Source organism: Streptomyces sp. NPDC007264, from assembly GCF_042869095.1.
Classification (GTDB): domain Bacteria; phylum Actinomycetota; class Actinomycetes; order Streptomycetales; family Streptomycetaceae; genus Streptomyces.
Genome location: NZ_JBIAFD010000024.1, coordinates 35,032 through 61,613 on the forward strand (window position 1 = coordinate 35,032; position 26,582 = coordinate 61,613).

The following is a 26,582-nucleotide window of genomic DNA, read 5'->3' on the forward strand; positions in this document are numbered from 1 at the left end:
GATTTCCGCGGGCCCTGGGTGCCCTGAACCGGCCTTCGTGGCCGCGGCTTCCGCACGCCCATGATCGGACACGGAGCGTAGTCGCGACGCTGCTCTGCGGTAGGTGGCGGGGGTGGTGCCGGGGCGAGTGACACCGATATTCACAACCACTGAGTTGTCCACAGTTATCGACCAAGATCCACACGATTTCCGGGATCGGTGCACCGTGATTCCGGCGCGTCCGTCGGCGGCGAGTTCATGACCGCTTCGGTTTGTCGGGTGCGTATGGCCGGTTTGTGTCGGCCGTTCATATGGAGACCGGTTGCCGGTTCTTCACATGCCCGGGAAGCGCGGGGCCCCTGTGGCCCCGCGGACCGGGCCGAGGAAGCAGCGAAGGGGGCTGGAGATCGTGGCGGGAGCCATCACACACGAAGGAGCGGCCGTCGCCGACGGGAGGCGGAGCGGACCGCTGATCGTCACCGAGGACCCCGAACTCCTCGACGACCTGCTGCGCCTGTGCGCGGCCGCGGGCGCCAGACCGGAAGTCCATCCTGGGGTGCCCCGGCACCGGAGCGGCTGGGAGGCGGCGCCGCTCGTCATCGTCGGCGACGATGCGGCGCGCCGCCTGCGCGGGGCCGCCCGCAGGCGCGGAGTGGTCCTGGTCGGGCGCGATCCGGACGATCCCGGCGTCTGGCGACGGGCCGTGGAGATCGGCGCCGACCACGTCCTGCTGTTGCCGGACGGCGAGCAGTGGCTGGTCGACCGCATCGCCGACGTGGCCGAGGGCGTCGGCAGACCCGCGCTCACGGTCGGGGTGATCGGCGGCCGCGGCGGGGCGGGCGCGTCCACCCTTGCCTGCGCCCTGGCCGTCACGTCGGCGCGCCAGGGCAGGCGCACCCTGCTCGTCGACGCGGACCCCCTGGGTGGCGGTCTCGACGTGCTCCTCGGCGGCGAAGCCGCCGAAGGACTGCGCTGGCCGGCCTTCGCCGCGTCCCGTGGCCGGGTCGGCGGCGGGGCCCTGGAGGAGTCCCTGCCTCGGCTGCACGAGCTGCGCGTACTGAGCTGGGACCGCGGCGACACCGTGGCCGTCCCGCCCCAGGCGGTCCGCGCGGTCCTCGCCGCGGCCCGGCGTCGCGGCGGCGCGGTCGTCGTCGACCTCCCGCGCCGCGTCGACGAGAGCGTCGCCGAAGCCCTCGCACAACTGGACGTCGGGGTGCTGGTGATCCCCGCCGACCTGCGCGCCGTCGCTGCCGCACGACGGGTGGCAGCGGCCGTGGGCATGGTCCTGGGCGATCTCCGGATCGCGGTCCGGGGGCCGTGCGCGACCGGACTCGACGAGGGCGAGGTGGCACGGCTGCTGGGCCTGCCGCTGGTCGGAGAGGTGCCGTACGAGACACCTCCGCCGGACGGATCCGTGCCGCCCGGGGGAGCGGCGCGGGGGCCGCTCGCCCGGTTCTGCTCGGCCTTCTGGGAGCGGGCGTCGGCCGAGGCGGGTGACTGAGCCATGAGCATGGACTGGAGCACGGCGAGGGCGGACCGGGGTGCCGGACCCGCCGGCTCGCGGACGGGCGCGGAGCCGGGGAGCGTGACCGGCCCGAGCACACCCACGCGGCTGCTGGACGGCGTGCGGCAGTGGCTGGCCGAGAGCGGGGCCGAGCCCACCCCCGCACGCGTGGCGCAGGCTCTGCGGGATCAGGGCCGGGTGCTCGGGGACGCGGAAGTACTGGGTGCGGCCCGGCAGTTGCGTTCCGAACTGGTCGGCAGCGGCCCTCTGGAGCCGTTGCTCGCGGACCCCTCCGTGACCGACGTCCTGGTGTCCGCACCCGACCGCGTGTGGGTGGACCGCGGCGGTGGACTGGAGCTGACAGGGGTGTCCTTTCCGGATGCCGGGGCCGTACGGCGCCTTGCCCAGCGGCTTGCGGCCGTGGCCGGGCGGCGGCTGGACGACGCCAGGCCGTGGGCCGACGCCCGACTGCCGGACGGCACCCGGCTGCACGCGGTACTGCCGCCGGTCGCGGTCGGCTGCACGTGCCTGTCCCTGCGGGTGGTGCGGCCCCGGGCCTTCACCCTCGACGAACTGGTGGCGGCGGGGACGGTGCCGCCGGGCGGGGACCTGGTGCTGCGGGCGCTGATCGCCTCTCGGCTCTCCTATGTGATCAGCGGTGGGACCGGCTCGGGCAACCCCAGTATGTGACAGTGACACCACTAGACTGTGATCACGTTGCGTCACGGAGGCTGGAGATGCTGCAGGGCCGGACCTGCGCTGTCAGGTCCGGCCCCGTTTCGAGCCAGGCTACGGGCTGCTGCTGACAGGGGTACGCACTTGGTGCGGGCCCTTCCTGGCCTTGCCCGCGTGGAGCGGACCCTCCTCGACCAGCGCCGCCCCAGCAGCCCAGCAGACGCAAAGCGGCCCCAGCCGGGACGTGGACCCGGCCGGGGCCGTGCTCCCCTGGGAGAGCGGTGCAGGGCGGCCGCTGTACTGCTCGCCGTCGCGGCCGCCCTTCCCGACACGCGCGGCCCCGCAGGGCAGGCGCGCCGGGGGTCTTTCAGCTCGGGTACCGGCGCGGCTGAGCAGCCCGGTCCGGCTGACAGGAGACGTGTATGCGGACCGTGAGCCCCGGGCCGGACGCCGAGTGAATGTCCCGCGACTCGTACTCCTCGCCTGTCCGGATCGGCTTGTCGCAGCGCGCGCAGATCATCGGCGCCCCTCCCGGATCAGACGCCGCAGCGCGACACCGGTGTCGCAGCTGCCGGCATCGGCGATGCACAGGTCGCAGTCCGGCGCGTGGTCGAGGAGTGCCCGGTAGGCGTGCGTGTGGGTGCAGGGGCGGCAGCCGCGGGGGAACGCGGTGACGTAGTCGTCGTCCACGCGGATGCGGCGCTCGCCGAGGTCTACGGCCGTCTCGGCGGTGAGGGGCAGTCGGCACCATACGCAGGCGGCGCCGCGCTGCTGGTGCTCGCTGAGGGTGCCCTCGGTGGGGAGTGGGAGTGGGGCTCTGCCCCATGTGGGGGTGGTGTCGGTAGTCTCTGGCATGTCGACGCTCCTACGCGGCGTTGGCCATGCCCCCGGCCGGTTGCACGGCGCGGGGGTCTTCTCGTACCCCGCACGCTATCCCTAGTAGTGGGTAGTGCACTACCGGGTCCGGGCGAGTTCCACCGATCGCGAGGCATCAGGGCGCGTGCCTACCGTGCACTCGTGATCGACGAGTGGGAGCAGGACCGGCCGAAGTGGGAGCAGATCGCCGACGTCATCCGGCAGCGGATCGCCGATGGCACGTACCCGCCGCGGTCCCGTGTGCCCTCCGTGCAGCAGCTCGTCACCGAGACCGGTGTCGCAGTCGACACGGCGCAGAAGGTGTTGGCGCGGCTACGGGAAGAGGGCGTCATCTACACGGTGCGCGGCCTCGGCTCGTTCGTCGCGGACCGGCCGCCGTCCGGCTGACCCCCCGGGCATGACGAAACGCCCCCTCCCGGCCCGTAGGCCAGAAGGGGGCGCAGTGACGTCATCGGGCGAAGAGGGCGACGGCGCCCGTCGCGGCGCCGGCCACACCGGCAAGGACACCGATCGTCGGCATGGGCCAGCGGCCCCGCTTCAGCGATTCCACCTCCGTGCGAAGTTCGCCGATGTCCTTCTCCGTGTCCTCCCGCAGCTGGCGCACGTCCTCCTTGTTCCGGTTGGACTGCTCGACCAGGACGGCCAGGCTGCCCTTGACCTCGGCGAAGTTCGTGGCGACCGTGCCGCGGAGACGCTCCAGCTCGACAGCCACAGACGCCTCCGGCACCGTCACCTTCCGTCCCCAGCCTGCCGGTTCGGCACAGCCCAGGTGACGCCGAGCGCGCCGAGCACGGCCAGCACCGCGGTGACCGTCTCGGCGGCCGTCACCGTGCCGTCCTGCATCGCCGTCGACAGCGCCGCGGCCCCGGCCGCAGCACCTGCCGCGACCGCCTTCCAGTACTTCGAGATCTTCATGGGGGGTCCTTCCGGATCAGCGGCGGGGCTACTTCTTGCGGAGGCCGTGCGCGACCTGCCAGGCGTACTGCCAGGTCTTCGGGCCGGTGAGGCCGTCGGCGGGGCCGAGGTCGGCGAGGTAGTGCTCCTGCAGCGCCCGGACCTTCGCCAGGTCCAGGGCGGTCATGGTGCGGGACGGGCCGACGCGGTACGCCGGTCCCCAGCCGCCGCGCTGCAGCCACGTCTGCAGCTGCAGCGCGTAGTCGTTGGCGGCGCCCAGCTTGAAGTACTGCCGGCCGGGGAACGGCGGGCAGGTCAGCGTCGGCGACCAGCGCCAGGACGTGACCGCCTTCCCGCCGCGCGGGTCCTTCGGGTCCGCGGTCGGCGGGCACACGCCGTCCGGGTAGCGGGGCGCGAAGTAGCCCGTCACGTAAGAGGACCGGCGGGCGTGGCTGTGGGACCACACACCGTTGCCCTGCCCGTTGTCCGAGGCGCCGGCCTTCACCGAGTTCCCGCCCTTGGTGTACACGGTGTCCGCATCGAAGCCGACCACGATCTCGGTGTGCGAGCCGCCGCCGAAGTCGACCCACGCGCCGACGCTCGGATACTCGGACCACTGGCCGTGCTGCTTCGCCCACGCGGTCATGCCCGCCACGCTGGCGGTCTTGGGCACGACGGCGGCCAGGCCGCAGTCGCTGTACATGTCCCAGTCGAAAATGCAGCACCAGGCCACGCCGTCCCAGCCGTACTGCTGGCCGAAGACCGTGTGGTTGTCCCAGCCGACGGTGCTGGACCAGTGCTCGTAGATGCGCTCGGGGACGGCCATCACGTGGTCGACCAGGCGGCGCCAAGCAGGAGTTGAGGTCATGGGCGGGGCCCCCTTCTGGGCATGAAAAAGGCCCCGGCCAGCAGGCTCGGGGCGCGTAGGGAAAGGCGGGTCAGGTGGCGGTCTGGTAGGTGCCCCAGCCGCGCAGGATGTAGCCGGCCGCCGGCGCGTAGGGCGACGTCTCGCTCATCACGTTCCAGTCACCGGTGGTGGCCTGGTTCGGCATCCAGATGTTGTCGCTGGTGGAGGTGGACGACGGCAGCACCGAGGAGCCGATCATGAAGTTGTTCGCGGCGCTGGTGGAGTACGCCCAGTTCAGGACACCGGGCGTGCCGCTGGCCGCCTGGAAGGGGAGGCTCAGCCGCCAGAAGCCGGTGCCGTAGGTGGTGGTGGACCCGGTCGTCAGCGTGATGATGAGGTGGCAGGTCCGGCCGATCTTCATGTACTGCCCGACCAACGTTCCGTTGCCGAGGACCGGGTTGGTCGTCACCGCGGTCCAGGCCGGCGTGTACGCGGTCCACGCGCCGAGGACGGTGTTCCACTGGTCGCGGATCTCCTGGTTCATCAGCGCCGCGGTGACGGTCTCGCCGACGACCCAGGTACGCGGGGCGAACGTCATGCCACACCCCCCGGGTTGTTCGGGTCGAGGTCGTTCCACCAGTTCCGCAGGCGCGGGGGCAGGTCGGCGAGCGCGGCCTCCACGGCGGCCGGGTCCGGCGGGAAGACTAGGGTCGCCCAGCCCCACCCGCACTCGGTGCACGCGTAGCGCGGATCGGTGGGGGAGACGACCTGCGCGGAGCCGCACACGCAGTCGCCCACCCATCGGTTCTGGTTGATGCGGGCCCAGTAGGTGCTGTCCACCTGGCCCGCGGGCGGGACGACGCGGCGGCCCATGCGGGCCTCGTACCACCGCCACACCCGCTCGGCCGCAGGCACGCCGGCCCACAGGTCCGGGGGCTGGGGTGGTGCCGGCAGGTAGAACGTCTCGGCGCGCACAACGGCGACGGGCACGGCGTCCCCTCTCAGTAGGCCAGGCGGGTGGTGGAGTCCAGGACCGAGTACGTCGAGTCGTCCAGGACCCACACCGAGTCGGTGAACGAGGCGCTGGTGTGGAACTGGATCCGGTGCGAGCGCTCCTTGAGCGTCTCCGTGTAGCCCTCGACCGTGACCCGCGCCGAAGACACCGGGGCCTGCGAGGGCAGGCCGGAGACGGTGAAGTAGCTGGAGATGTCGGCGTCGAGGATGGCCTGGTAGGTGGCCATCGTGTACGCCTCGATCGCGACCTCGCGCAGCTCCGGGCCCGGGTCGGCGTAGCGGGACACCATCCAGTACGCGGCGTCCAGCACGCTGTTGTCGGACGTCTTGAGGATGTCTAGGGTCCGCGGGTACGGGCCGAACGCCGTCACCGAATCGGCTGCCTGGACCCGCTGGGTGGCGCCGCCCGGGCGGGAGGCGTCGACCTGGTTGACCATCTTCTGGTCGTCATCCGCGAAGTTGGTGCCGGGCTCCAGGTCGGCGTAGGTGATGGTGAACGCCTCGGCGGCCGGGGTCGGGTTGTAGCGCACATCCCGCGACTGATACGTCATGTTGAACTGGTCGCGGGCGGCGAACAGCTTCCCCGACTCGGTGGTCTCCACCTCCCGCATGCGGGCGACGACCTGCGTACCGGCCGGGCCCTGCGAGGCGATCGGGTCGTGGGTGCTGCCCTGGATGGTGATGTCGATCAGCCCCACGTAGGAGGCGAACCGCGCCATCCTCGTATCGGCGCTGTCGCCCGCGTACCCGTTCGCGCCGGCGTCGTAGTGGGTGGCCAGGGCGGATCCGATGGTGCCGCTGGTCCCGTACACGGCGACGTGGGCGAGGGAACCGTCCCACAGCCGGGTGCCGCGGTAGCCGCCCACGTGGAGGAACCGTTGGTCGGCGCCCACGGTGACCGCGAGCGTGGCGTCCACCTCGACGCCGTCGACCCATACCGCGCCGATGCGCTGGTCGTAGACGACGTGATGCCAGGCACCGTCGGCCAGACCGCTCGCACCGGCCACGGTCTCCACGGTGAGGGTGGAGGAGCCGGTCGTGGTCCACTCGATCTGCATGGCGCCGGTCGCCGAGAGGGACAGCAGGTGCACGTACTGCAGGTCGGCCGAGTACAGGGAGAGGATCGCCCGGCCGGTGACGGTGGTCTTGAACCACGCCTCCATCGCAGGCTGGTTGGCGGTCAGCCGCGCTTGGGCGGCCGCGCCCATGTCGACTGCCAGGTACTTCCCGGCGGTCGCCGACGACGGGGCGAACGCGGGTGCGGTCTCGCCGGTGGCTGGTGGGCCGTCCCCGGCGGCCATGGTGAGGGTGCCGCCCGCGCCGGCCTGGGTGATGGCCATCGAGGGCAGGCCGTTGCCGGACAGGTCCCCGGCGGTGGTGGAGTCGGCGGGCTCGGTGAGTGGGTAGTACGCCACCGACACCAGCTGCTGGATCTCCTCGGCGACCATCGAGCGGAGGGCGGGCAGCCGGTTGAGCCGCTTGAACAGGTCCGTCGCGCTGATCGTGACCGTGGAGCTGAGGCCCTCCCAGTCCACCGGCCACTCGTTGACCATGCCGTAGAAGCGGGGCTTGATCGTGGCGCCGACCAGGTCCCACTCGATGTAGCCGGAGGTGCCACCGGTGCGGGTGGTGGGGAAGTCCACCGCGTGTGTGTCGGCGGTGACCCAGGCCGGGGTGGCCAGCGAGCGGCGCACCGTCCACACCACGCCGTCACCGGAGGTCTCCCAGTACACGGTGCCCGCCGACTCCCGCACCCGCAGCCACGCGTGGTCGATCGCCGAGTACGTGAGGTTCGTCGGGCTGCCGTCCGCGAAACCCGTCTGCGACATCGCGGCGAGCACACCGATCAGCGCGTCGTACCGCCACCCGATCCGCGTGCCGGACGTGGCGGACAGCACCCACATGCTCGCGGCGCAGTTCGACGAGCCGTTCGCCGCCGGTACCGCGGTGAGCTTCGCGGTGAGCTTGCTGCCCGCCAGCGTCCACTGCCGGGCGCTGGTGAAGTTCGTGTCCACGCCGGGCGCCACGGTGATACGCAGGCGGCGCTCGGCGGTCTCCACGCCGGCGCCACCGGTGTTCGTCGGCCACAGCGTGCTGTCCACGCGGCCGTCGTCGAAGTCGTCGCCGAGCATGGCCAGCGGGTAGGGCGCCGACCCGGACACGGTCGGCATGACTGCCACGCTGATCCGGATCGGCGCATTGCGCCGGACATACGGGTAGTACGGGCTGGCGGCGTTGCCCGGCGTGAACCGCCCGTCCTGGTTGTCCAGGGTCAGGGTGGCCGTGCCGGGCTGCGTCTCCGACAGCTCGTCCGAGGCGCCCCGGGTGACGGTGACGCCGCGGACGATGCCGTCGACGTAGGTGCTGATGTCGGTCCAGGTGATGGTGGCCGGGGCCTGCACGAGGCCGCCCCAGCCCATCTCCACCAGCAGCGGCATCACGCCACCCCCAGACTGATGTTGAGGCCGTGCACCCGCTTCAGCTCCAGCAGCTGGCGGCGGATCTCCCGCGCCGTCGCGACCGGGTCCGTCGCCCCGTGCACATCGACCTGCACCTGCATCACCCCGCCGCCCCTGCCCGTCACCGCGGGACGGCCGATGACCGGACGGGTTGCGGAGACGCGCCCGGCCACAGCAGCGAGCGACCGGTCGAGGACGGGCATCCCGTCGACGAGGCCGCGGGCCAGGCCCTCGGTGGAGTAGGCGCCCAGCCGCGCCATCACCGTGGACGGGCTCTTGATCCCGAGGGCCCGCTTGATCGCCTTCTCCATGCCCTTGGCGATCTTCAACATCAGGTTCTCGATGTCCTTCTGCTGGGACTCCAGCCCCTTCAGGAACCCCTTCGACGCGTTCTTGCCGGAGTCGTACAGGCGGTCCGCGCCGACCTGCCCCAGTGTGGTCGTGCTCTTGTCGATCTGCGTCTGCAGCGAGTTGATCGACGCGAACGTCGCCTTGTCCGCGCCCACCAGGGCGGAGGCGTAGGCGTATCCGGCTTCCGGGCCCATGTTGAGGATCTGCCGCAGCAGCCCCTTGTTGAGGCCCTTCTTGGCGAGGATGTCGATGTACTTCGTGAACTGCTTGATCTGCGCCAGCTTCGACGCCAGCCCCGCCTTGATGCGGCCCGCGGTGACCTGCTCCGGCTCCAGGCCGAGGTTGGCCAGACCGGCGCCCTCGCGGGCGTTGCCGGTGACGTCGGACGCGAACCGCTTCGCCGCGGCGATCGTGGCCGCGATCTTGTCGCGCTTCGCCGCGGCGTCCAGCAGCCGCTTGGTCTGCCGGTCGACCATCCGGATCAGGCTGGACTCCTTGCGCCCGGAGAACGCCGCCCGGATGTCCTTGGCCAGGTCCGCGGCCACCGCCTTGATCTTGTCGCGGGACCCGGTCAGGCCCTTGATCAGACCGGCGCCGATGTCCTTCGCGAGCGCCCGCATCTTCTTCGACGGAGAGGCGATCTCCAGCTCCGTGCGCACGCCCGCAGTGACGGCCGCAGCCATGCGGGCCGCAGCCTGCTGCACGAGGCCCTGCGAGCCCAGCAGGCCCTGCACCAGTCCGCGCCCGGCGTCCATGCCCATGCCGGCCGTCGGGGCGCCGCGCAGCATCGCCATCGACGTGCGGTGGTCGTAGATCTCCTCGCCGCCCCGGAACCGCATCAGCTCCGGACCGTCCTCACCGACCCACGCCACCTCGCCCGCCTCGGGCCGGCCGCCGCTCGCGTACCCGCCCACGACGTCGTGCAGCGAGCCCTTCGTTCGGTAGATCGTCGTGTTGACCTTGGTGCTGTAGATGTAGGTGTGAGCGGTCTTCCCGTCCAGCGAGTTCAGCTGCCGCTTTGCCGACGCCACCTTGGCCTCGAGGTCCCTGATCGTCGCCTTCAGCGCGGCCTGCTTACTCGGCGGGACAGAGGCCAGCTTCCGCTTGGCCTCGGCCAGTTGCTGGCTCCAGTTGTTGATGTCCAGCTTCAGCTTGCCGGCAGCCAGCTTCGGCCCGGCCGCAGCGGCGAAGTCGCTGGCCTTCTTCTCCGCGGTGTTCAGGGTGCCGATGTAGCCGTCCTTGAACCGGTCGAACGCCCGGTTGGCGTCCTTCAGCTTCCCGCCGATGCCGGGCACCCAGCCCCACAACTTCGCGCTCGCGCTGACGGCGATACCGATGGACTCCAGGACCCCGACCGCAATCATCTTCCAGGCGCGGATGATCGGCGGAACCGCCTGGATCGCAGCACCCGTCATGTCGATCATGACGCTGCCGAAGATCCGCGCGATCTCCAGGATCCCGATCTTGTTGTCGTTGATCCACTGGTTCAGGCGCTGCAGCGGCCCCACCGCGTTGTTGACCTCGTCGCCGATCGGGGCGAACGCCCCCATGATCGCGAGGCCGGTGTCCGCCATGGTCGGGCCGATGATCGCGCCCAGGTCGGTGATGGTCTTCAGCCCGAACGCCAAGTCCTTGAACACGGGGCTCAGCGCCTTCATCCCGCCCGCCAAGGCGTCCAGGGCGCTGGCGCCGGCGTCGCCGAGGATGCGGAACGTCTCGCCGAAGATCGGGCCCAGGGTGCGGCCCATCTCGCCCGCCAGCCGACCGATGGCGGGCAGCAGGCTGTTGACCGCCGAGAACAGGCCGTCCAGCATCTTCGCCGCGCCACCGATACCGGGCGTCAGCCCCTCGAAGAAGCCGGGCACGCCCTTCGTCAGCAGGCCGGTGATGCCGTCCGTGAACGCCTTCAGCGTCGGCCCGGACGCGGCACCGAAGTCCAGGACGGAGCGGACCAGCGGTCCCAGCGCCGCGGTCATGTCCTGGATGAACTGGGTGCCCAGCTTGAGGTTGGTCTGCAGGTCAGCCTGGAACCCCGAGTCCTTCAGCAGCCGGCCCACGCCCTCGGCCGCCTTGCCGAACGCGCCGCCGAGATCCGTCATCGACCGGCCGAGGATCTTCACGACGGGCCCGGCCGCCTGCACGGCCTTGGTGAAGCCGGGCAACATCGCGGCCTGGACCTTCTTGCCGATCCCGCTGAACTCGCCCTTCAGCCCGACCAGCGCCTTGGTGAAATCCTGGGCTGGCTTCGGCAGTTTCTTCAGGGCCTCGGCGTACTCCTTCTGCCCCTTCGTCTGCGCATCGAGAGCATCCGCGACACCCGCGAAGCCGAGCTTGAGAGTGCCCGCCGCCACCGCGGCACCTGCCATCGCGGGCACCACGGCGCCGATCGCGGGCAGCAGCGACATGCCGGCCACGGCGGCGACGCCGATCAGCGCGCCGGACAGACCGCCGCCGGAGCGGCCCAGGCTGGCTGCTGCGTCCCCGCCCGCGGTGCCGACGTCGCCCAGGCGGCGGGTGAGGTCCGGCATCCCGGAGCCCAGCAGACGTGAGGCGTCGGCGGCCGACACGAACCGGCCCCGAAGGTCGCGCAGGCGTCCGTCGGTATGCCGGACGAACTGGTTCACCGCCCGGCTGTTGGCGTCCATGTCGTCGTTCAGGCGACGGTGCAGGAGTGCGGAGGAGTCGCCGGCGTGGTTGAGGACGCGGGAGAGCTGGTCGTCGCCGTCGAGGATGAACCGCAGACGCTGCGCCATCACTCACCTCCGCGGATCTGGGCCTGGTGGTTGTCGATCCAGGCGGTGAGCAGGTCGAACTCGCCCTCGGTCAGCTCGTCTACATCCCGCGCCGTGTAGTGCAGGTACAGGCCGAACAGCGGGAGGTAGGTCAGCCGTCGCTCGGTGAAGCTGGGATCAGCTCCGGCTCCGGCTCGGGGACCGGGGCTTTTGGGGCCGTCACGTCGGCGATCGCCTGCTCGCACGCCTCACGGTCCGCGGCCGCATCGCGCAGCTCGTCGAACGCCTCGGCCAGCTGCTCCGGGTCCTGGCCGTACTTTGCGACGATGCCCTCGGCGTAGGCGCGGGTCTCGCGCGCGTCCAGGCGCAGGCGCAACTCGTCCTCGAACGGGTCGAAGTCGCTGTACCGCAGGGTGGGCTCGGTGCGCTTCCTGACGATCCAGGCAACGGTGCGCAGGGCGTTGATGTCGCCCTCACGCATCGCCGCCTTGATGTCGTCCCAGCGGCCGTCGGCGGTCCGCTCGACGGCCTGGATCTCGGAGGCGCGCAGCCTGCCGGCGTCCAGGCGCTGGGTGTCGCCGCCCTCGGGCGTGTACTCGATGATCAACGGGTGCTCCTATTCGAGGCGGCGCCGGACGTCGTCGAGGATCCGGGCGACCTCGCGTTCCATGCGCGGTTGGTGGCGGCGGACGGTCGAGTCCCACCAGGGGGGCGAGGCGTACTGGTTGACCCAGCGCCGCTTGTTGCCGAACACCGGGTGCCGCAGTCGGCCCTGGTTCAGCTGGGTGGGGACGTTCTTCAGGTCGGGCGGCATGCGGCCCTTGTCGATCCACACGGTGGCGCCCGGGCTGGCGCCGGTGCGGACGCTGATGCGGATCGCCGCGGCGATCGTCTCCCGCAGTGGGCGGCCGTTGGGGGAGGGGCCGCCGGGCCGTGTGCTGCGGCCCTGGCTGCGGATGTTCAGCCCGCGGATCGCGGACTGCAGGTCGTCGCGCAGCGGCTCGGCGGCCCGCCGGATACGGCGGTGCATGGACTGGCGGATGTTCTCGCCACCGGCAGCCCGCAGGCGCCGTGACAGCTCCAGCAGGCTGCCGGTGCCCAGGATCCGTACATCGCGGGTCACGGCCGGTTCACAGCGAGACGTCGGTCGAGATGTACTCGATCTTCGGCTGGTTCGTGCCGTCGTACAGGCCCGTGAAGTTGAGGGTGGGCTTGACCACGCCGAAGCCGTCCACGGTCGGCGGGCCCTCGTCCAGCTTCACTGCGGGCAGGGTGATGCGGAACGTCTCCGCATACGTCGACGCGATGATCGGCCCCACGAACTCCCACACCAGGGACGTCGCACCGTCGGAGGTGAACAGGTCGTCGAGGGTGGTGTCGACGTAGTCCATCTCGATCGACCCGGTGATCTTCACCTGGTCGTTTGAGATCGGCTCCTTCTTCAGCCCGGCCTGGCCCGCGTAGAAGCGGTCCACCGCCTGCGGCCGCTCGATCTTCACCGACACCTTCCGGATGCCGTCCCGGGCCGCCTCCGTACCGAACGTGCCCGTCTTCAGCGCCATCTGCCCGAAGTGGAACACCGACATGTCCGGGTACGATGCCGTGGCCAGTGTCTGCGTCTCGTCGCAGTCCTTCGCGTCGAACTCGTAGGACGCCATCAGCATGCCGCCGACCTCGCACGAGAACTCCGCGCTGGTCACCTTGCAGCCCAGGAACGTCTTGTCGGTGACCGTGCCACTGGCGAGCGGCACGCCCTTCTGGATCGTCAGGCTCTTGCCCGCGGTGTCGGCGAGGGTGTGCGTCTGCAGATAGGCCGTCGTCGCGGCCTGCTGCACCGGCGTCACGCTCGTGCCCATCAGGGCCTGCAGCAGCAGCCCCATGGCCTTGTTGGTGACCTCCAGGTCGATCGACCCGGACGCCTCCCGCTGGGTGACCACACGCCGCGACGACAGCGGCAGCAGCCGCCCCGCCGCGATGCCCGCGGACTGCGCGGTCGTCTTCTTGAGAGCGAGGCTCTCCTTCGTGAACTCCACGAACTTCGTCGGCGCCACGAACGTGCCGTAGGCGGACTCGGCCGCGATGCCGAGCTGGGCGCCGAGTCCGGATCCGATCGCCATGGATCAGCCCTCCTTCTGCGGCGCCTTGGCCGCGGTCTTCTTCGAGGCCCCAGCCCCGGGCTCCTCGACCGGCCCCCAGTTCGCGGGCTGGCACACGTAGCCCTCGAACCGGGCGTCGGGCACCTCGACCACCTCGTCCGGGTGGACGAGACGGTCGCCGAGCTCGGGCACGGTCACCGGCTCCGGCCCCAGGTAGCGCACACGCGCCATGACGGAACTCCTCTGCTGGATCGGTCAGATACGGGCCTGGCAGGTCACCGTGAAAGCGAGCCCGGCGAGGCTGCCCTCGGCCTGCACCTGGGTCAGGTCGCCCGCGGTCAGGTGCGCCCACAGCACCGTCCCGTTCAGCGTGGGCGCGGTCGGCGCGCTGTTCGTGGCACGCAGCGCCGTCTCGACCTCGCCGAGCAGCGCGAACACCTCTGCGCGGCGGGCCTGCATGTCGGTGTCGCCGGCGCGGGCCTCGGCGTAGCAGGAGATCGTGATCGTCTCGTCCCGGGTGCGGGCGCCAGCCGAGTTGAACGACTGCTCGAGGGAGACGGCCGCCTCGGCGGATGGCTGCCAGCCCACGAACACGTGCTTCAGCGCAGTGAGGTTGACCACCGGCGGGCCGTCGACGATCGTCACACCGGCCAGGCCGGGCGCCGCGCGCAGGATCGCCAGCAGCGCGTCGACGGCGGCCGGGACGCGGGAGGTCGTCATGCGAAGCCCCCCATGTCGCGGTCGCCCTGCAGCAGCTGCAGCGCACGGTTGGGGATCGCGTAGCCGAGCCCGGGGACCTGCTCGGTGACGGAGAAGTCCTCGCCGCCGCCGACCCCGGTCAGGCCGCGCGCGGCGCCGTAGTTGGTGCGCCACAGGTGCTGCAGGATCAGCTTCCCGGCCAGGCTCACGTTCGGCGGGACCGCGGCCCGGCCGGCGGTGTAGGTGATGCGGTAGTCGCCGGCGAAGAAGTACAGGCCGTCCGTGCGCCGCAGTATGCCCGCGACGGTGTCGATGTCCAGGACGCTCGGGTCGATGGCCTGCTGCCACGTCTGCAGCGGCGTGATGGCGGACACCGTCAGGACGGGTGTCGTGTGGAGCACCCAGGCGTCCCGGTCGCCCGGGACGACCTGCTGCACGGTGCGGCGCACGACCGCGCCGACGAAGTACTCCACGCACTGGGTGGTGGCCTCGATGAACTCGCGCAGCTCCTCGTCGTCGCCCGTGGACGTGGCGGGGATGTCGAGCTTTGTCTTGGCCGAGGCGAGGGAGAACAGCATCGGCGGTGCCGCGTCGCGGACGTCGAACACGTCCGTGTACGCCGAGCCGGGCGCGGTGAACACCCAGCGCACCCCGTGCCGTCCCGCCTGGGTGGTGACGTAGTCCACCGTGTACTGGCCGGTGACGGCGGGCGGGCTGGTCACCGCCGGGGACACGGTGGTGCCGTCGGGCAGGGTGACGGTCAGCACCGCCGTGGTGGCGTTGGTGAGGGCGCCCGCCGCATCCCGGCACTCCGCGGCCAGGCGGACGGTGTCACCCAGATCGAACGACACAGCCGCTCACCTCACTTCACTTGCCGTAGAGCCGCACGTCGAAGGTGAAGCTGGGTGACGTGCCGCCGATCGTCCACCGCACCCGCAGCGTGTCGCTGAACACGCCGGTGACGTCCTGTGCCTGGGTGCCGGCCGCGGTCTTCTGGCTGAAGGTGGCGACGGTGAACCAGGTGGTGCCGCCGTCGAGGCTGTCCTCGATGACCACGTCCAGCGTCGGCGTGGTGCCCGAGGCAGCGGTCACGTTCAGGGCTGCACGGAACTTCGTCCAGTCGCCGAACCCGGACAGCGTCCCCGAGTTCCCGGACGTGGTGCGGGCTGCGGAGGCAGCCGCGACCAGGAGCGCGCCCATGTCAGCCTCCCTGCTTGCGGGCCGTGCGGCGCGGCCGGGACTCGACCGCGGTCTCCCGGCCGCCGGGCACGCCGGCGCCCAGGCGCGCCAGTTCGGCGTCCACGGCGGCGAGACGCTCGCCGCGGCTGTGGCGGGCGTATCCCTCGCGCTCGCGCAGCAGCGCGGCCACGTATGCCTCGTCGGCGGTCGGCACCAGTGTGGTGACCGTCTCCCCGGTCCGCACGTTGGTCGCCGTCTGGTTCTCGGGCATGTCTTCCTCCCTGCAGACGGGGCCCGGGCAGCGTCAGCCACCCGGGCCCGGTACGGCTCAGAACGTCGGGGTGACCAGGCCGGTCCCCGAGATGACGGAGATCGACTTCGGGTAGCGCGAGGCGTGCAGCGCCGCGTAGTTGTAGAACCGCAGCAGCACGCTGAGCTGGTCGGCCTTCGTCTCGCGGAACGCCTCGGCCTGCGGGGTGCCCTCGAAGAAGATGACGTCGGTGGAGCGCAGGATGATGACGCGGTCCTCGTTGGTGCCCGCCCCCAGGTTGGTGGGGATGTTCGGGTCGACGTAGACCGGCAGGCCCTGCAGCGTGCCCACGAGGCCCTCGGAGACGACGTTGCCCATCTGCGCGAGGACGTTCTGCGGCATGTTCGCCAGCGGGGTGACCAGCGGCCGTCCGACGGTGTCGACGGCCGCGGTGAACCACGCCCACCGCCGCGGGTGCATGAAGATCTTGTCACCCGGCAGGAAGCGCCCGGTGTGGATCTGCTGGATACCGTCCGCGACCTTCGGGTACAGCTCGGCGGTGGTCGGGGTCGCGTCGGTGTAGGTGACCGCGTTGAGGCCGGACACGTTCAGCAGGCCGACCTTGTTCGTGGCGTTGTTGTTGAGGACGAACGTGTCCGCCTTGACCGCGTAGTCCGCCGCCAGGTCCGCGAGCAGGATCTGGTCCATGTTGATCGGGGACTGGTCCAGCAGCTGCTGCGCGATGACCTGCTGGCCGGCGATGGTGGTGACGTTCGCGGTCACCGAGTTGGTGGTGGCGTCCGTGTTCTGCACCGCGGTGTTCTGCGTGGTCTGCTCGGCCACGGCGGTGCCGGAGGCGACGCGCGGCAGGCTGATGGAGTCGGTGCCCGGGGGCAGCGCCATCGGCCGCACCTGGTCGGCGACGACGCGGCCGCCGCGCGCCAGCGCGATGTAGTCGTTGACCATCCACAGCGGCGGGACGAACTCGCCGCCGGCGCCGTCCGTCGTGGTGAGGGCACGGGCCTCCATGCCCTCCAGCGCCTGCTCGGCGCCGCGGGCAATGCGCTGGAGGTGGTCGGCCACCTCGCGGTCGTTGCGGCCCAGGCGCTCGATGGCGCCCGAGTCGCCCTTCATCTGGGCGCGGAACAGGTCACGGAAGTAGGACGTCTGCCCGCCCCTGCGGTACGTCTCCGGCTCCGACAGGACGGTGGCACGCTCGCGGCGCTCCCCGGCCTGGCCGTGCCGGGCGAGGATCTCGGCCGCGCGCCGCTCGCGCTTCTCGTCCTCCTCCAGGTCCTGGATGCGGGCCTGGATCTGCTCGATCTCCGTGTCGGCCGTCTTCAGGGCGTCGCGCTTCTCGCTGAACGTCCCGGCCTCGGCGTCGGTCAGGTCCCGGTTCTCGGCCTTGGGTGCCGCGAGGATGGCGTCCATCTCGGACTTCAGCGCGGCCCGGGCCTCGAGCGCGCTCTGCATCTGCTTACGCAGGTAGGCGAGCATGGCTCGCTCCCTTCATGGGGTGATGGTTGGGTCGCGCCCGCGTGCCGTCGGGGTGGTGGCCCAGGTGGTGGCGCCGCGCGGGCATGCCGCAGGGCGCTCCGGCGTGGACTCCGGCGCGTCAGGTGATGCAGGCGAAAGGGCTCAGGCCAGCAGGTCGGCCTCAGCCAGGTACAGGGACAGCGGGTGCCGGGCGCCGAGCATGGCCGGAATCGCGGGCACCTCTTCGGCAGGTTCGGCCCCGGCGGGATCGTCGGGGTCCGGGTTGGGGATGCCGAGCAGACCGGCGAGGATCATCTGCGCCTCGTCGACCGCCTCGTCAGCCGACACGACCAGGCCGAGGACCTGGTAGATCTGGCCGATCGCCGTGGGCGACAGCGGGCCGTCCGCGCGCTGCAGCAGCGCCGAGCGGACCGCGCCGGCCACGTGGGAGCGCGCGAGGGCGGGCACCTGCAGCGCGCGCATCGCCCCGACCGAGGTGGCGGGGTTCGCCCCGAAATTGACCACGGACACGTCGCCGCGGTGGAGGTCGACCTCGGTGATGTCGCGCTGGTCGTAGTCCGGTGACCACTGCTGGCGGGTCACCCGGAACGCGAACGACATCTCATCCACGCTGCCCTCCTCGAGGGCCGCCAGCATGTCGGCGACATCGGAGCGCTTGGCGCTGACGTCGGCCTCCATGTGCAGACCGCTGGCATCCTCCGCCAGGCGCAGGCTGCCGGCCTTCGTGTACGCCATCGCCAGCCCGCCATGGTTCAGCAGCAGCTGCACCTGCGGGGTCTCAGCCAGCGTCTTGGCGAAGGCACCCCGGCGGATGACCTCGCTGTAGGCGCCCAGGTAGTCCCACATCTCGTAGGGCTGCTCGGTCACCGAGGCGTAACCCTGGATCGTGGACACGTTGCCGGCGCCCTTCTTGGCGCGCACCTCGAGCTGCACGGGGAACGCGCGCCGCTCGGTCCCGGACGTCTTGGCCCGGTCGCTCTTGACGCTCACAGCGCCCCTCCTGTCAGTCTCCGATCCGCACCGTCGGCGCGGCCTCCATCACCGGGTCGTCGCCCCACGCGGTGGGCGGCATGTCCTCCAGGTCGCGCACCTCGTTGGGCACCGCCCACCGGTTCTGCAGGGACAGTGCGTGCGCCTTGAACCGCGTCAGCAGGTCGGTGCGGGCCAGCGCCCCGCGGTTGATCTTCACGAACTGGGCGGGCGGCAGCAGCGACGAGAACATCCGCTCGGTGCGCACCAGCCACCGGTCCAGGGAGTACGTGAGCAGATCCAGGCTGCGCTGCTCAACGTTCGCGTAGGTCATCGACCCGCCCGTCTCATAGCCGAGGATCTCCGGCACGCCCGGCCCGTAGATCCGCGCGCACTCCGCGGCCGTGTACTTCTGCGTCTCCAAGAACTGCGACTCCTCCGGCGCGACCTGGATCGCCTGGAACTTCCAGCCCTGCCCCAGCACCACCGGCTCCCTGGTGCCGCGCAGCGCGGCCATGAACCGCTCCTTCGCCGTGCGCGCCTGCTCCGGCTTCAGGGCCTGCTCGTTCGTCAGCAGCCCCGACGGGTGCGCGCCGTCCTCGAACCACTGCCGACCAAACCGCGCAGCCGCGATACCCAGCCCGATCGTCGTGGCGTGGTGCTGCACCGGGGACAGGCCGAGCAGCCGCCCGGGCACCGTGTAGGCCCGCTGATGCCACATGTCCCCGGCGTCCGCCGCCTCGAGGATCTCACCGCACACACGCCACGTCGGCTGGCCCGTCTTGAGGTCGCGCCAGCCCTGCACCTCGTCCGGGTGGTACAGGACGATCTGCGTCGGGTTGCCCAGCCGGTCGCGCTCGGCGGTCTTGCCGTAGGTGTTGCCCCGCAGCAGCAGCGACATCATGTACTGGTACACCCAGTCGCCCAGCCCGTAGCCCTCGCCCGAGGGATCCTCCAGGATCCGCGGAGGCGCAACCTCCCGCCGGGAGGACCCCGTGCCCTCGTAGACGTCGACGGGCAAGGTCGCCACCAGGGACGCGATCAGGTCCACCGCCGACCAGACGGCCACCTTCTGCAGGCTCGCCTCGGTCTGCGCGAGGTTGACCCGGTCGAACGTCCAGGCGCTCGTCGGGCGCGGGATGGGCGGCTCGGGGAACGGGCCCCGTTGCTCACGCCGCGAGAAGAACAGGCTCACCGTCGCCTCCAGTCGGCCAGCAGGCAGAACGTGCCGGCGACCGCCAGACCAGCGGGCAGGTACACCATGCCGGCCGCCCAGGACACGAGCAGGGCCCCGGCGGCGCCGGGCAGGCGGGCGGCCGCCCAGCCGGCCGCGTCCGCCAGAGCGCCGAGCATCTTCGGCCAGGTCACGGTGCCTCCCTCACAGGATGTTGTCGAGCGGGTCCACGTCGTCCTCGACCTCGACGCCAAGACCCCACGCGGCCTCCGTCGCCGCCACCAGCGGGCTGATGTCCACGCCCACAGTCCGCCGCGCCCACGCCCACGCGTCACCGAGATCACGCTTCTGTGCGCCCGCCAGCGCGGACGCCAGCGGCGCCTCGTCGAAGTGGGTCAGGGACTGCGTCGCCACGGCGTCGTAGAACTGGCCGCAGGCCGCCGCCATCTCACGGGCCTTCGGCTTGACCACCTCGACGCCCAAGCCCTCGACGTCGTCCTCCAGAGCCGGGATCAGCGAGGCCGCCGGGCTGGCCGGGTCGATGACCCAGCAGCGCGGATCCCACTTCCCGTGCAGCTCCTTGGCGCGCTCCACGATCCAGCCCGCCCCCGGCCGGTGCTCGACCACCGCGACGTGCACGCCGCCACGCCACCGGAACGCCGCACAGATCGCCGCATGGCTGCGCTCCGGCGTCATGTCGATGGCGAACGCCACCGGCGCCGAGCGCTCCGCGTCAGCGACCGCCAGGGCCCGCCACACCTCCTCGCCGATGACCTGCCACGTGTCCGCCTCGTCGGACGGGTACTCGCCCACACCGAGCCGCTCACGGGCGTAGCCGGCCGCGCTGAGCGTGGCCCGCTCCCGCGCGACCTTCTCCAGTGTCAGCCGGTAGCCCACGCCCGGGTTGGACTTCAGCACCGCCTCGTCACTGTCGGCGTCGTCGTGCTTGTCGCAGTCCTGCGAGCACTCGTCCAGGTGCGGATCGGCCGACCACTCCATGTAGGCCAGCGACGGATCCTGGCTGCCCGCCTCGATCGCCGCCAGCGCCCGGCGCCGCAGACGCCCCAGCTGCACGGACGGGGCGCCGATGCCGGCACTGCCCAGGTACCAGATCTGCGGATCGTCGACGGCCGCCATCGTCGGCAGCAGCGCGTCCATCTCGTTGTCGCCGAGGATCATGTCCTCGTCCATCACGTTGCAGTGCCCGGTGAAGCCACGGCCGGAGCCCTTGGAGCGGGCGATGAACCGCAGCAGCTGCCCCGTGTGCAGCTCGATGCCTTCCTCGCCGACCGTCTGCCGGTACGTCTTCACACGCTTGTGCAGGTCAGGTGTCTGCCGGATCAGGCGCTCGATCCGCTTGAACGCGTTCTTCGCCGTCTTGAACTCGTGCGCACTGTGGAGGATCAGCTCCTCGCCGCCGATGAACAGGCCCCACAGCTCCCGGGCCTCGATGATCACGCCTTTGCCGTTCTGCCGCGGCACGTTGACCGCGACCTCGAACGACGCCCAACTGCCGTCCGCCTGCTCGCCCATGCCGACGCGCAGCACGTGCTGCTGCCACGGGTCCAGGTACAGGCCCGCCCGGGCCGCCAGGTCGATCGCCTCCTGGCCCGCGCTCGTCACCGACGGCGGCGCGACCTCGATCGGCGGCCGCTGCCAGCCGTAGACGCGGCCGTCATCCTCCGGCGGCCTGCTCGCGAGCAGCTGCTCGGCGCTTCGCTCGCTGCTCAGCAATGTCATCGACAGCGTCCCCCTTCGCCTCGACGGGAGCCAGACGGCGCAGGTCTGCCATCACGGCGCGTAGCTCGCGGCCCGCCACGGCACGAGCGGTCGCAGCGTCGGTGTCGTCGATGGACCGCGCCAGCGCAAGGGCTAGTTCGGCGAGGCCAGGCGCGGTATGGTGTCCACTCAGGTTCTCAACCTCGACGGTGATCGCGTCGGTCACGGCGCCCATGATCACCCGCCCTTCACGCAGAGTTACATCACTCAGAGTGACCGCCGCTAAATGGGTCGAACTCAGTTCGCGTGAAGTTGATCTTCAATCCGGGCCGCGCAAAAAATCGGGCGACAAGGGCGTTTGGGTCGCCCGGGAACTCCTCCAAGAATGGCCCGGCTCATGATCACCACTCCAGCACTCGGCCTGCTCGCGGGGTGTCTGCGGCCGCCCGCCGTGACCGGTACCAGCGTGTAGCGACCCGTCTCATCTCGGGGTCGCGCATGGCTTCGATGCGCTGCATGACGATGGTGCGGCCTGGGTCGACGGCCACGACCTTGGCACCGTGGCGCCGGTACCGGGCCAGCCACTTGGCGCTGGGCATGGTGTGGATCAGGTACACGTCGACCTCGTCGAGGTGCTTGAGAGCCTCGTCGATGGCCGCGTAACGGGCGCGCAGGGCGACCTTGCTGGCGATAGGAGCATGGTTCCACTGCGGCGCGCCCGGGCCGGTGAGTGCCAGGGTGATGCGGTCGAGGTCGATGACGATGTCGGTGGGCTTGGCGTGCGCGTCGATCCAGCTGGACTTGCCCGCGGCCGGGGGGCCGGTGATGACGTACAGCACCGTGTCACCACCTCCGTGAGGCGCGCTCCGGTCGTCGTGGCGTCGTCCGGTTGCCGCGGCTGCTGTTGCACCGCCGGTGTGCGGCGCGGGCGTTGGCCCGGTCGAGGAGGCTGCCGCCCTTGGACAGCGGGACCTGGTGGTCGAGGGTGAACGACAGTGGGTGCCGGGCGTCCAGGCCGTAGCCGATCTCGTGGCCGCACCACCAGCAGGGGAGGCGTTGGGCGCGGAGCCAGGCGCAGAGTCGGCGGTAGGGGCGCCCGTTGCGGGGGTTGCCAGCCACGGGCGCCTCCTGGTGTCTACGCCTTGGGGATGGCCCACTCGGTTGGCTGGCCGTTGCCGGGCTGGTACACCAGCCGCTCGGGCCGCTTGTTGCTGGGGACGGGGTAGGCGATGAGGCCGGCGGCGCAGCGGTCGGGGGTCAGTGTCTTCTCCATCGGGTACTCCGGCTTGGGCATGTCGCCTCCAGTGGAGCCGGTGGCCTTGATGGTGGTGCCGTCTTCGTAGGCAAGTGACCACGGGAGCTGGTCGACGCTGAAGTCGGTGCCGTTGATGTTGCAGACCTTGACCTTGGCGGTGGCCCAGATGTCGCCGCCCTGAAAGTCTTCCGGCTTGGCGGGCTGGGGGCCTTTGTAGGGCTGCTGGTACTCGATGGCCTGGACGGTGGCGTGTACGCCGGTTGCGGCGTCGTTGATGGTCTTCGTGGCGCCCATCTTGAGTACGCCGGTGGTGGCGCCGGTGGTGGCCTCTGTGCTGGGTGTGGCGGTGGCTGTCTGTGTGACGGTGACGCGTGGTGCGGGTTGGCCGCTGCTGCAGCCGGTGGTGAGGGCTGCGAGAGCGAGCAGGGCTGTGCAGGCGGTTGTGCGGGTGCGCATGGTCCCCCCAAGGACGGTGTGGCTGAGGGGGCATCATGGCGCCGCGCGGAGGCTGGGTGCGTGTGGTGTGGCCGTGTTGTGACGTGGGTCCGCCGCCTGGTCGCCCGCACACCCTGCGACCCGTGCCCTGTTGTCGCGGAGTGAGACCTCTCTGGTCTCATCGCCAGGCGGCGGACGGCTGGCACGACGAAGCCCCGGCCGGGGGGACCGGGCCGGGGCTTTGTCGTGTGTCTGTGGTGCCGGTTGAGGGCACAGTTGTTCACCGAGATCGTTACACCGTGCTGACCTGCGCGTCAAGCGGCGGTGCGGGCTGCTGCCGTTCAGCGTGGAGCGCGGCCACGTCTGAGAGGGCGTACCAGGGGTTGCGTGGCGTGCCGCCGGAGCGCTTGAGCCGGCCTCGGCGGACGAGTTGGCGGACGCTGCCCGGCTGGATGCCGAGCAGTGCGGCGGCCTCGCGTGTGGTGCACCGGTACGAAGGGGTGGCGTGCGACTCCATGGGGCCATGATGCGGCACGGATACGGCGGCGGGGGCGCTCACTTCGGGTCGGCAGGCGCCTCCTCCCTCACTGGGTGGATGATGCACGTAACCCCTTCTGGCCCCCGGACCACTCTCGCGATTTCGTCTGTCTCACCTGCGAGGACGTCGCCGGAAGGGGGTACCGCTGCCGGTGGGGGAGTGGCGGACGATTCGGACATCTGCCATGCGGACCACGCCCACGCGACCGGTACCGCGTAGATCAGGTACGGGGCCCGTTGGAGGATCGATCCGTAGAAGACGACCGCGAACAGGGAGCCCGCCAGGCGCCGGCCGGTGACGCCGAGCCGGACCAGGCCGGGCCGGTCGGCGTGGCTCGCTGCGGACAGCCAGTGCCCCCAGCCTTCGAGGAGCATCCACGTGCCGTAGCACATGCGGCGGCCCGCGTCGGCCGCGCGCGGGCTCACAGCAGCCCCGTTACGAGGTCGCCGAGCGTGGAGACGACCGGGGCGAGGATCAGGCCGGCGGCGCCGGCGACGCTCTTGGCCAGGCCGAGGCTGATCCCGGACAGGGTCGGGCGGACGAGGTCCCACCGCCACCCGCGGCGGGAGGCGACCGCGACGAGGACGACGGTGGCGAGCACGACGACGGCGTGCCCGCCGGGGGTGAGCGCCAGTTGGTGGGTGCGGGTGACGTCGGGGCTAGTGCTGCCGAAGCCGTACACGAGGCCGACTTCCCCGGCGTGGTTGGAGCCCCACAGGGACCAGTCGGCGGCGGCGCCGATGATGCCGCCCGCGGACAGGATGAGCAGGGTGCCGTACGCCAGGCACAGCAGGGTCGGGGCGAGGCGGCGCAGGGCCTTGAGGCTGAAGCGCTTCTTGGGGTGGTCGGCCCACCAGCGGGCCGCGTCCCACAGGAACAGGGAGAGGCCGACGACGACACCGCCGAGGGTGACGATGCCGTATGTGGGGATGTGGAGCGGGGTCATGCGGGTCCCTATCGGACGATGGCCACGGCGAGCGCGGCGAGGGTGACGATGAACGCGACGGTCCCGGTGACGCGGGGAACGTCGCGGGGGCTGACCAGGCACAGCCCGGCCAGCCCGCAGACAGCGCAGGCGGCGAAGAACGCGGGCAGCACGGCCCTACGTCCTCGCCGCGGCGAACCGGGCGCGCGCACGGGCGCGGATGGCCTCCGCGTGGGCGTGCAGCAGCTCGGCGGCGACGGCCTCCGCAGGCCGCTTGTGTGAGACGGCGATGAGCCGCAGGTCCTTCCCGAGTTGCTCGCTCGGGGGCAGGTTCAGGCCCTCGGGCCCGGGCCGCGCGCCGGTGCTCACCGGCCGCTCACCGGCCGGCTCATCCGGGGCGGCCGGCGCGGGTGCGGTGTCGGGCGTCTTCTCCAGGTCCCTGCGCGCGGTGTGACGGGAGATCCCCAGCTCAGCGGCGATCTCCGACGCGTTCTTGCCCGCGTCGGCGAGGTGGCGCACGAGGACCTGGCGCAGCTCACGGGACAGCTCAGTCACCGGGCACCCCCGAACCAGCGGCGGCGGCTGGACTGGCCGGCCGTGTCGCCGTCGCGGAGGACGCGTGCGCGGTGCCCGGCGCGCCGGCTGGCCGCCGCCTGCTCGTCGCGGGCCTGGCGGCGTGCGGCGCGCTCCTGGTCGCGGGTGGAGGCGTAGGGGCCCGGGGTGGTGGGGCGTTTGCCGAGGCCGAACATCAGCGGCCACCCCCGCGGATCCGGTCGGCGTCATCGGCCAGGCGCTCGAGGACATCGAGGTGCGTACGGGTCGCCGCGGCGAACGCACGCACCTGGTCGGGTTCCAGGGAGACGGCATCGCCGTCGATCTCGACCGTGACGAGGGGCAGCGGCTCGGGGGGCAGGGTGGCGTAGGGGCGGTGGGTGATCCAGGCGCGCAGGTACTCGAGGGTGCCGAGCCGGGTCTCGAAGGTCGCGAAGGTCTCGGGTCCGTTGTGCTCGATGTCGACCTTGAAGTTCGCGCGGTCGGCGCGGTGGCCGACGCACCACTCGGGTTCGTCGACTTCCAGGGCCTTGGTGACGAGGACGTTGACGGCGACGGTGCGGGGCAGGTGCTGCGTCATCGGGCGTCCACCGCCTCGGCGCCGAGGGAGCGCAGGAGGATGCGGAGGGACTCGGTGAGGGCGCCGTGGGCCTGGGCGACGGCGCCGGCGTCGCTGTAGGCGGGCTGCCCGTAGGTGGCGAGCATGCGCTGGGCGACGCGGATGGCGACGTCGAGGTCGGCGGGCTCGGTGGGGGTGATCAGCGCGCGTGCGGGCGCGCTACTGTGCTGGTGGTCCATGACGAGGTCCTGTCTCGTTCGTGGGCTGGAGGGTCGGGCGGTGCGATCGCCCCGGGTGCGCCAACACCTGGGAGCTGCTGTCCGGCCCTCGCTGTCTATTCGGTTGTGGCGTCCGGCTTGGGCGCCTTCTTGCGCTGGTCTCGCTTGATGGCCTGGTCGATGGCCTGCCAGCTCTTGCCGAGGGCGCGGGCGACCTCGGCGACGGAGCCGAGTTCCGCTACGCCATCGCGTAGGGCTTCGGCTCGTCGGGAGGCTGACTCGGAGGCGGCTTGGTTGAGCTGCGCCAACAGCTCGTCTTCGTCGCGGACCCGGTCGCGCCATGACTTGGGTTCCATCACCGCAACTCTACCCAACACCGGTGTTGGACTCAAGGTGTTCACGCCGACTCCGCGGCCTGAATCTCCCTCAACTGCAGCCAGGTCTCCGGCGGGTACACGCACCCGCACCACCGGCAGACGACCTCCGCCGTCCCCGCCGGCACCCGCAGGACGGCCCCGCACACGACACCGTCCTCGTACACGGCCGGGCAGTTCCCGAGCCTCAGCGATGGCTCCGGCGGGTTCACGATCGACGCGACGTCCCGTTCGAGGCCGCGGATCTCCTCGGCGAACGCGCCGGCCATCGGCCAGGCCGCGGCGATCCACTCCAGGTTGTGCTCCAGGGCGCGGGCGGCGACCGTGATGCGGCGGGCGGTGTCGCCCTCGATGGCGGGCTCGCCCCAGCCGCGGTCGGCCTGCATCGCTGAGCGCCAGTCCTCCAGGACGCCAACGATGCCGCCGGGACCGCGCAGGTTGAACACCGGCTCGGAGACCGGCAGCGGCGCCTCTGCGGGCCGGGTGCGGCCGAATTCGGGGCGGCGGCCGCCGGGGTGGAGGAACGCGGCGAGGGCCTCGTACAGGCGGGGCATGCGGTCGAGGCGCCGGGCGGTGCCGAGGATGCAGCCGGGGCACAGGTAGCCGTGCTCCAGCTGCCGCTCGCACAGGCCGCAGGAGGCGGTCACGCCGCTGCCCTTTCCTCGGCGGCCTTCAGCTTGGCCTCGGCGGCGCGCCGGGCCTTGCGGTCACGCCGCTCGTCGAGTAGGCCGCGGATGATCTCGGCGATGAGCATGGCGTACATGCCGAGGGTGAAGCCGATGGCGAGCAGCTGGAGTTCGTGTTCGGTCATG

Annotated in this window: 38 protein-coding genes and 1 pseudogene; 3 read left to right on the top strand and 36 right to left on the bottom strand. The window is 71.4% G+C overall.

The window, feature by feature from the left end:
* Nucleotides 1-388 precede the first annotated feature (388 nt).
* Complete coding sequence (gene ssd / locus ACFYMU_RS30245) at nt 389-1,480, top strand: septum site-determining protein Ssd (RefSeq protein ID WP_388379933.1); 1,092 nt, start codon at nt 389-391, stop codon at nt 1,478-1,480.
* Between the two features lie 3 nt (nt 1,481-1,483).
* Nucleotides 1,484-2,170: pseudogene (locus ACFYMU_RS30250) on the top strand (ATPase, T2SS/T4P/T4SS family); the annotation flags it as partial.
* A 504-nt stretch (nt 2,171-2,674) separates the two neighbouring features.
* Here ACFYMU_RS30250 and ACFYMU_RS30255 read toward each other — a convergent pair.
* Nucleotides 2,675-3,013, bottom strand: a complete 339-nt coding sequence (locus ACFYMU_RS30255) for a hypothetical protein (RefSeq protein ID WP_388379937.1) — start codon at nt 3,011-3,013, stop codon at nt 2,675-2,677.
* 162 nt (nt 3,014-3,175) lie between these two features.
* On the opposite strand from ACFYMU_RS30255, the gene ACFYMU_RS30260 reads away from it, so the two are divergent.
* Entirely contained in the window at nt 3,176-3,421 is a 246-nt protein-coding gene (locus ACFYMU_RS30260; protein WP_388379940.1) for a GntR family transcriptional regulator, read from the top strand.
* Between the two features lie 61 nt (nt 3,422-3,482).
* Here ACFYMU_RS30260 and ACFYMU_RS30265 read toward each other — a convergent pair whose 3' ends face one another.
* The 35 genes from ACFYMU_RS30265 to ACFYMU_RS30435 form a co-directional block, all read right to left on the bottom strand.
* On the bottom strand, nt 3,483-3,746 hold the full coding sequence (locus tag ACFYMU_RS30265) for a hypothetical protein (RefSeq protein ID WP_388379943.1): 264 nt from the start codon (nt 3,744-3,746) through the stop codon (nt 3,483-3,485).
* A gap of 17 nt (nt 3,747-3,763) precedes the next feature.
* A complete protein-coding gene (locus ACFYMU_RS30270; protein ID WP_388379946.1) occupies nt 3,764-3,949 on the bottom strand; it encodes a hypothetical protein in 186 nt (61 codons plus the stop codon).
* A gap of 28 nt (nt 3,950-3,977) precedes the next feature.
* Complete coding sequence (locus ACFYMU_RS30275; protein WP_388379949.1) at nt 3,978-4,796, bottom strand: hypothetical protein; 819 nt, start codon at nt 4,794-4,796, stop codon at nt 3,978-3,980.
* A gap of 70 nt (nt 4,797-4,866) precedes the next feature.
* Entirely contained in the window at nt 4,867-5,373 is a 507-nt protein-coding gene (locus tag ACFYMU_RS30280; RefSeq protein WP_388379952.1) for a hypothetical protein, read from the bottom strand.
* Nucleotides 5,370-5,765, bottom strand: coding sequence for a hypothetical protein (locus ACFYMU_RS30285; RefSeq protein WP_388379955.1), 396 nt, complete (start codon nt 5,763-5,765; stop codon nt 5,370-5,372). The genes ACFYMU_RS30280 and ACFYMU_RS30285 overlap by 4 nt, the downstream gene beginning before the upstream one ends.
* A gap of 11 nt (nt 5,766-5,776) precedes the next feature.
* Entirely contained in the window at nt 5,777-8,227 is a 2,451-nt protein-coding gene (locus ACFYMU_RS30290) for a hypothetical protein (protein WP_388379958.1), read from the bottom strand.
* Nucleotides 8,227-11,352, bottom strand: a complete 3,126-nt coding sequence (locus ACFYMU_RS30295; RefSeq protein ID WP_388379961.1) for a hypothetical protein — start codon at nt 11,350-11,352, stop codon at nt 8,227-8,229. The genes ACFYMU_RS30290 and ACFYMU_RS30295 overlap by 1 nt, the downstream gene beginning before the upstream one ends.
* A gap of 130 nt (nt 11,353-11,482) precedes the next feature.
* Entirely contained in the window at nt 11,483-11,938 is a 456-nt protein-coding gene (locus ACFYMU_RS30300) for a hypothetical protein (protein ID WP_388379964.1), read from the bottom strand.
* Nucleotides 11,939-11,947: 9 nt separating this feature from the next.
* The gene (locus tag ACFYMU_RS30305) at nt 11,948-12,454 is read right to left on the bottom strand and encodes a hypothetical protein (RefSeq protein WP_388379967.1); all 507 of its coding nucleotides are present in this window, start codon (nt 12,452-12,454) and stop codon (nt 11,948-11,950) included.
* A 7-nt stretch (nt 12,455-12,461) separates the two neighbouring features.
* Nucleotides 12,462-13,448: a phage tail tube protein gene (locus ACFYMU_RS30310; RefSeq protein ID WP_388379970.1), complete on the bottom strand. Its 987-nt coding sequence runs from the start codon at nt 13,446-13,448 to the stop codon at nt 12,462-12,464.
* A gap of 3 nt (nt 13,449-13,451) precedes the next feature.
* On the bottom strand, nt 13,452-13,658 hold the full coding sequence (locus tag ACFYMU_RS30315) for a hypothetical protein (RefSeq protein ID WP_388379973.1): 207 nt from the start codon (nt 13,656-13,658) through the stop codon (nt 13,452-13,454).
* A gap of 24 nt (nt 13,659-13,682) precedes the next feature.
* Nucleotides 13,683-14,147, bottom strand: coding sequence for a hypothetical protein (locus ACFYMU_RS30320; RefSeq protein ID WP_388379976.1), 465 nt, complete (start codon nt 14,145-14,147; stop codon nt 13,683-13,685).
* On the bottom strand, nt 14,144-14,977 hold the full coding sequence (locus tag ACFYMU_RS30325) for a hypothetical protein (RefSeq protein ID WP_388379979.1): 834 nt from the start codon (nt 14,975-14,977) through the stop codon (nt 14,144-14,146). Before ACFYMU_RS30325 ends, ACFYMU_RS30320 begins: the two co-directional genes overlap by 4 nt.
* 16 nt (nt 14,978-14,993) lie before the next feature.
* Nucleotides 14,994-15,326 (bottom strand): hypothetical protein, encoded by a 333-nt coding sequence (locus ACFYMU_RS30330; RefSeq protein WP_388379982.1) that lies wholly within the window; start codon nt 15,324-15,326, stop codon nt 14,994-14,996.
* Between the two features lies 1 nt (nt 15,327).
* Entirely contained in the window at nt 15,328-15,576 is a 249-nt protein-coding gene (locus ACFYMU_RS30335) for a hypothetical protein (RefSeq protein WP_388379985.1), read from the bottom strand.
* Between the two features lie 57 nt (nt 15,577-15,633).
* A complete protein-coding gene (locus ACFYMU_RS30340) occupies nt 15,634-17,052 on the bottom strand; it encodes a phage major capsid protein (protein ID WP_388379988.1) in 1,419 nt (472 codons plus the stop codon).
* Nucleotides 17,053-17,193: 141 nt separating this feature from the next.
* Entirely contained in the window at nt 17,194-18,042 is an 849-nt protein-coding gene (locus ACFYMU_RS30345) for an HK97 family phage prohead protease (protein ID WP_388379991.1), read from the bottom strand.
* A gap of 13 nt (nt 18,043-18,055) precedes the next feature.
* Nucleotides 18,056-19,216, bottom strand: coding sequence for a phage portal protein (locus tag ACFYMU_RS30350; protein ID WP_388379994.1), 1,161 nt, complete (start codon nt 19,214-19,216; stop codon nt 18,056-18,058).
* Entirely contained in the window at nt 19,213-19,389 is a 177-nt protein-coding gene (locus ACFYMU_RS30355; RefSeq protein ID WP_388379997.1) for a hypothetical protein, read from the bottom strand. Before ACFYMU_RS30355 ends, ACFYMU_RS30350 begins: the two co-directional genes overlap by 4 nt.
* A gap of 10 nt (nt 19,390-19,399) precedes the next feature.
* A complete protein-coding gene (locus ACFYMU_RS30360; RefSeq protein WP_388380000.1) occupies nt 19,400-20,935 on the bottom strand; it encodes a terminase in 1,536 nt (511 codons plus the stop codon).
* Complete coding sequence (locus tag ACFYMU_RS30365; RefSeq protein WP_388380003.1) at nt 20,871-21,149, bottom strand: hypothetical protein; 279 nt, start codon at nt 21,147-21,149, stop codon at nt 20,871-20,873. Before ACFYMU_RS30365 ends, ACFYMU_RS30360 begins: the two co-directional genes overlap by 65 nt.
* Nucleotides 21,150-21,315: 166 nt before the next feature.
* Nucleotides 21,316-21,753 (bottom strand): hypothetical protein, encoded by a 438-nt coding sequence (locus ACFYMU_RS30370; protein ID WP_388380005.1) that lies wholly within the window; start codon nt 21,751-21,753, stop codon nt 21,316-21,318.
* Between the two features lie 4 nt (nt 21,754-21,757).
* Entirely contained in the window at nt 21,758-22,033 is a 276-nt protein-coding gene (locus tag ACFYMU_RS30375; protein WP_388380008.1) for an HNH endonuclease, read from the bottom strand.
* 16 nt (nt 22,034-22,049) lie between these two features.
* Entirely contained in the window at nt 22,050-22,625 is a 576-nt protein-coding gene (locus ACFYMU_RS30380) for a DUF4352 domain-containing protein (protein WP_388380010.1), read from the bottom strand.
* Between the two features lie 271 nt (nt 22,626-22,896).
* Nucleotides 22,897-23,121 carry a helix-turn-helix domain-containing protein gene (locus ACFYMU_RS30385; RefSeq protein ID WP_388380013.1) on the bottom strand — a complete coding sequence of 75 codons (225 nt, stop codon included), beginning with the start codon at nt 23,119-23,121 and terminating at the stop codon, nt 22,897-22,899.
* 38 nt (nt 23,122-23,159) lie between these two features.
* The gene (locus ACFYMU_RS30390) at nt 23,160-23,567 is read right to left on the bottom strand and encodes a hypothetical protein (RefSeq protein ID WP_388380016.1); all 408 of its coding nucleotides are present in this window, start codon (nt 23,565-23,567) and stop codon (nt 23,160-23,162) included.
* Entirely contained in the window at nt 23,564-24,088 is a 525-nt protein-coding gene (locus ACFYMU_RS30395; RefSeq protein ID WP_388380018.1) for a hypothetical protein, read from the bottom strand. The genes ACFYMU_RS30390 and ACFYMU_RS30395 overlap by 4 nt, the downstream gene beginning before the upstream one ends.
* Nucleotides 24,089-24,096: 8 nt before the next feature.
* Nucleotides 24,097-24,240, bottom strand: coding sequence for a hypothetical protein (locus ACFYMU_RS30400; RefSeq protein ID WP_388380020.1), 144 nt, complete (start codon nt 24,238-24,240; stop codon nt 24,097-24,099).
* A gap of 4 nt (nt 24,241-24,244) precedes the next feature.
* Nucleotides 24,245-24,622, bottom strand: coding sequence for a helix-turn-helix domain-containing protein (locus tag ACFYMU_RS30405; protein WP_388380023.1), 378 nt, complete (start codon nt 24,620-24,622; stop codon nt 24,245-24,247).
* A complete protein-coding gene (locus ACFYMU_RS30410) occupies nt 24,619-24,816 on the bottom strand; it encodes a hypothetical protein (protein WP_388380026.1) in 198 nt (65 codons plus the stop codon). Before ACFYMU_RS30410 ends, ACFYMU_RS30405 begins: the two co-directional genes overlap by 4 nt.
* Nucleotides 24,816-25,199: a DUF6907 domain-containing protein gene (locus ACFYMU_RS30415; RefSeq protein WP_388380029.1), complete on the bottom strand. Its 384-nt coding sequence runs from the start codon at nt 25,197-25,199 to the stop codon at nt 24,816-24,818. Before ACFYMU_RS30415 ends, ACFYMU_RS30410 begins: the two co-directional genes overlap by 1 nt.
* Entirely contained in the window at nt 25,196-25,417 is a 222-nt protein-coding gene (locus ACFYMU_RS30420; RefSeq protein ID WP_388380032.1) for a hypothetical protein, read from the bottom strand. The genes ACFYMU_RS30415 and ACFYMU_RS30420 overlap by 4 nt, the downstream gene beginning before the upstream one ends.
* 95 nt (nt 25,418-25,512) lie before the next feature.
* A complete protein-coding gene (locus ACFYMU_RS30425) occupies nt 25,513-25,752 on the bottom strand; it encodes a hypothetical protein (RefSeq protein ID WP_388380035.1) in 240 nt (79 codons plus the stop codon).
* Between the two features lie 41 nt (nt 25,753-25,793).
* Entirely contained in the window at nt 25,794-26,417 is a 624-nt protein-coding gene (locus ACFYMU_RS30430) for a hypothetical protein (protein WP_388380038.1), read from the bottom strand.
* Entirely contained in the window at nt 26,414-26,581 is a 168-nt protein-coding gene (locus ACFYMU_RS30435) for a hypothetical protein (protein WP_388380041.1), read from the bottom strand. The genes ACFYMU_RS30430 and ACFYMU_RS30435 overlap by 4 nt, the downstream gene beginning before the upstream one ends.
* Between the last annotated feature and the right edge of the window lies 1 nt (nt 26,582).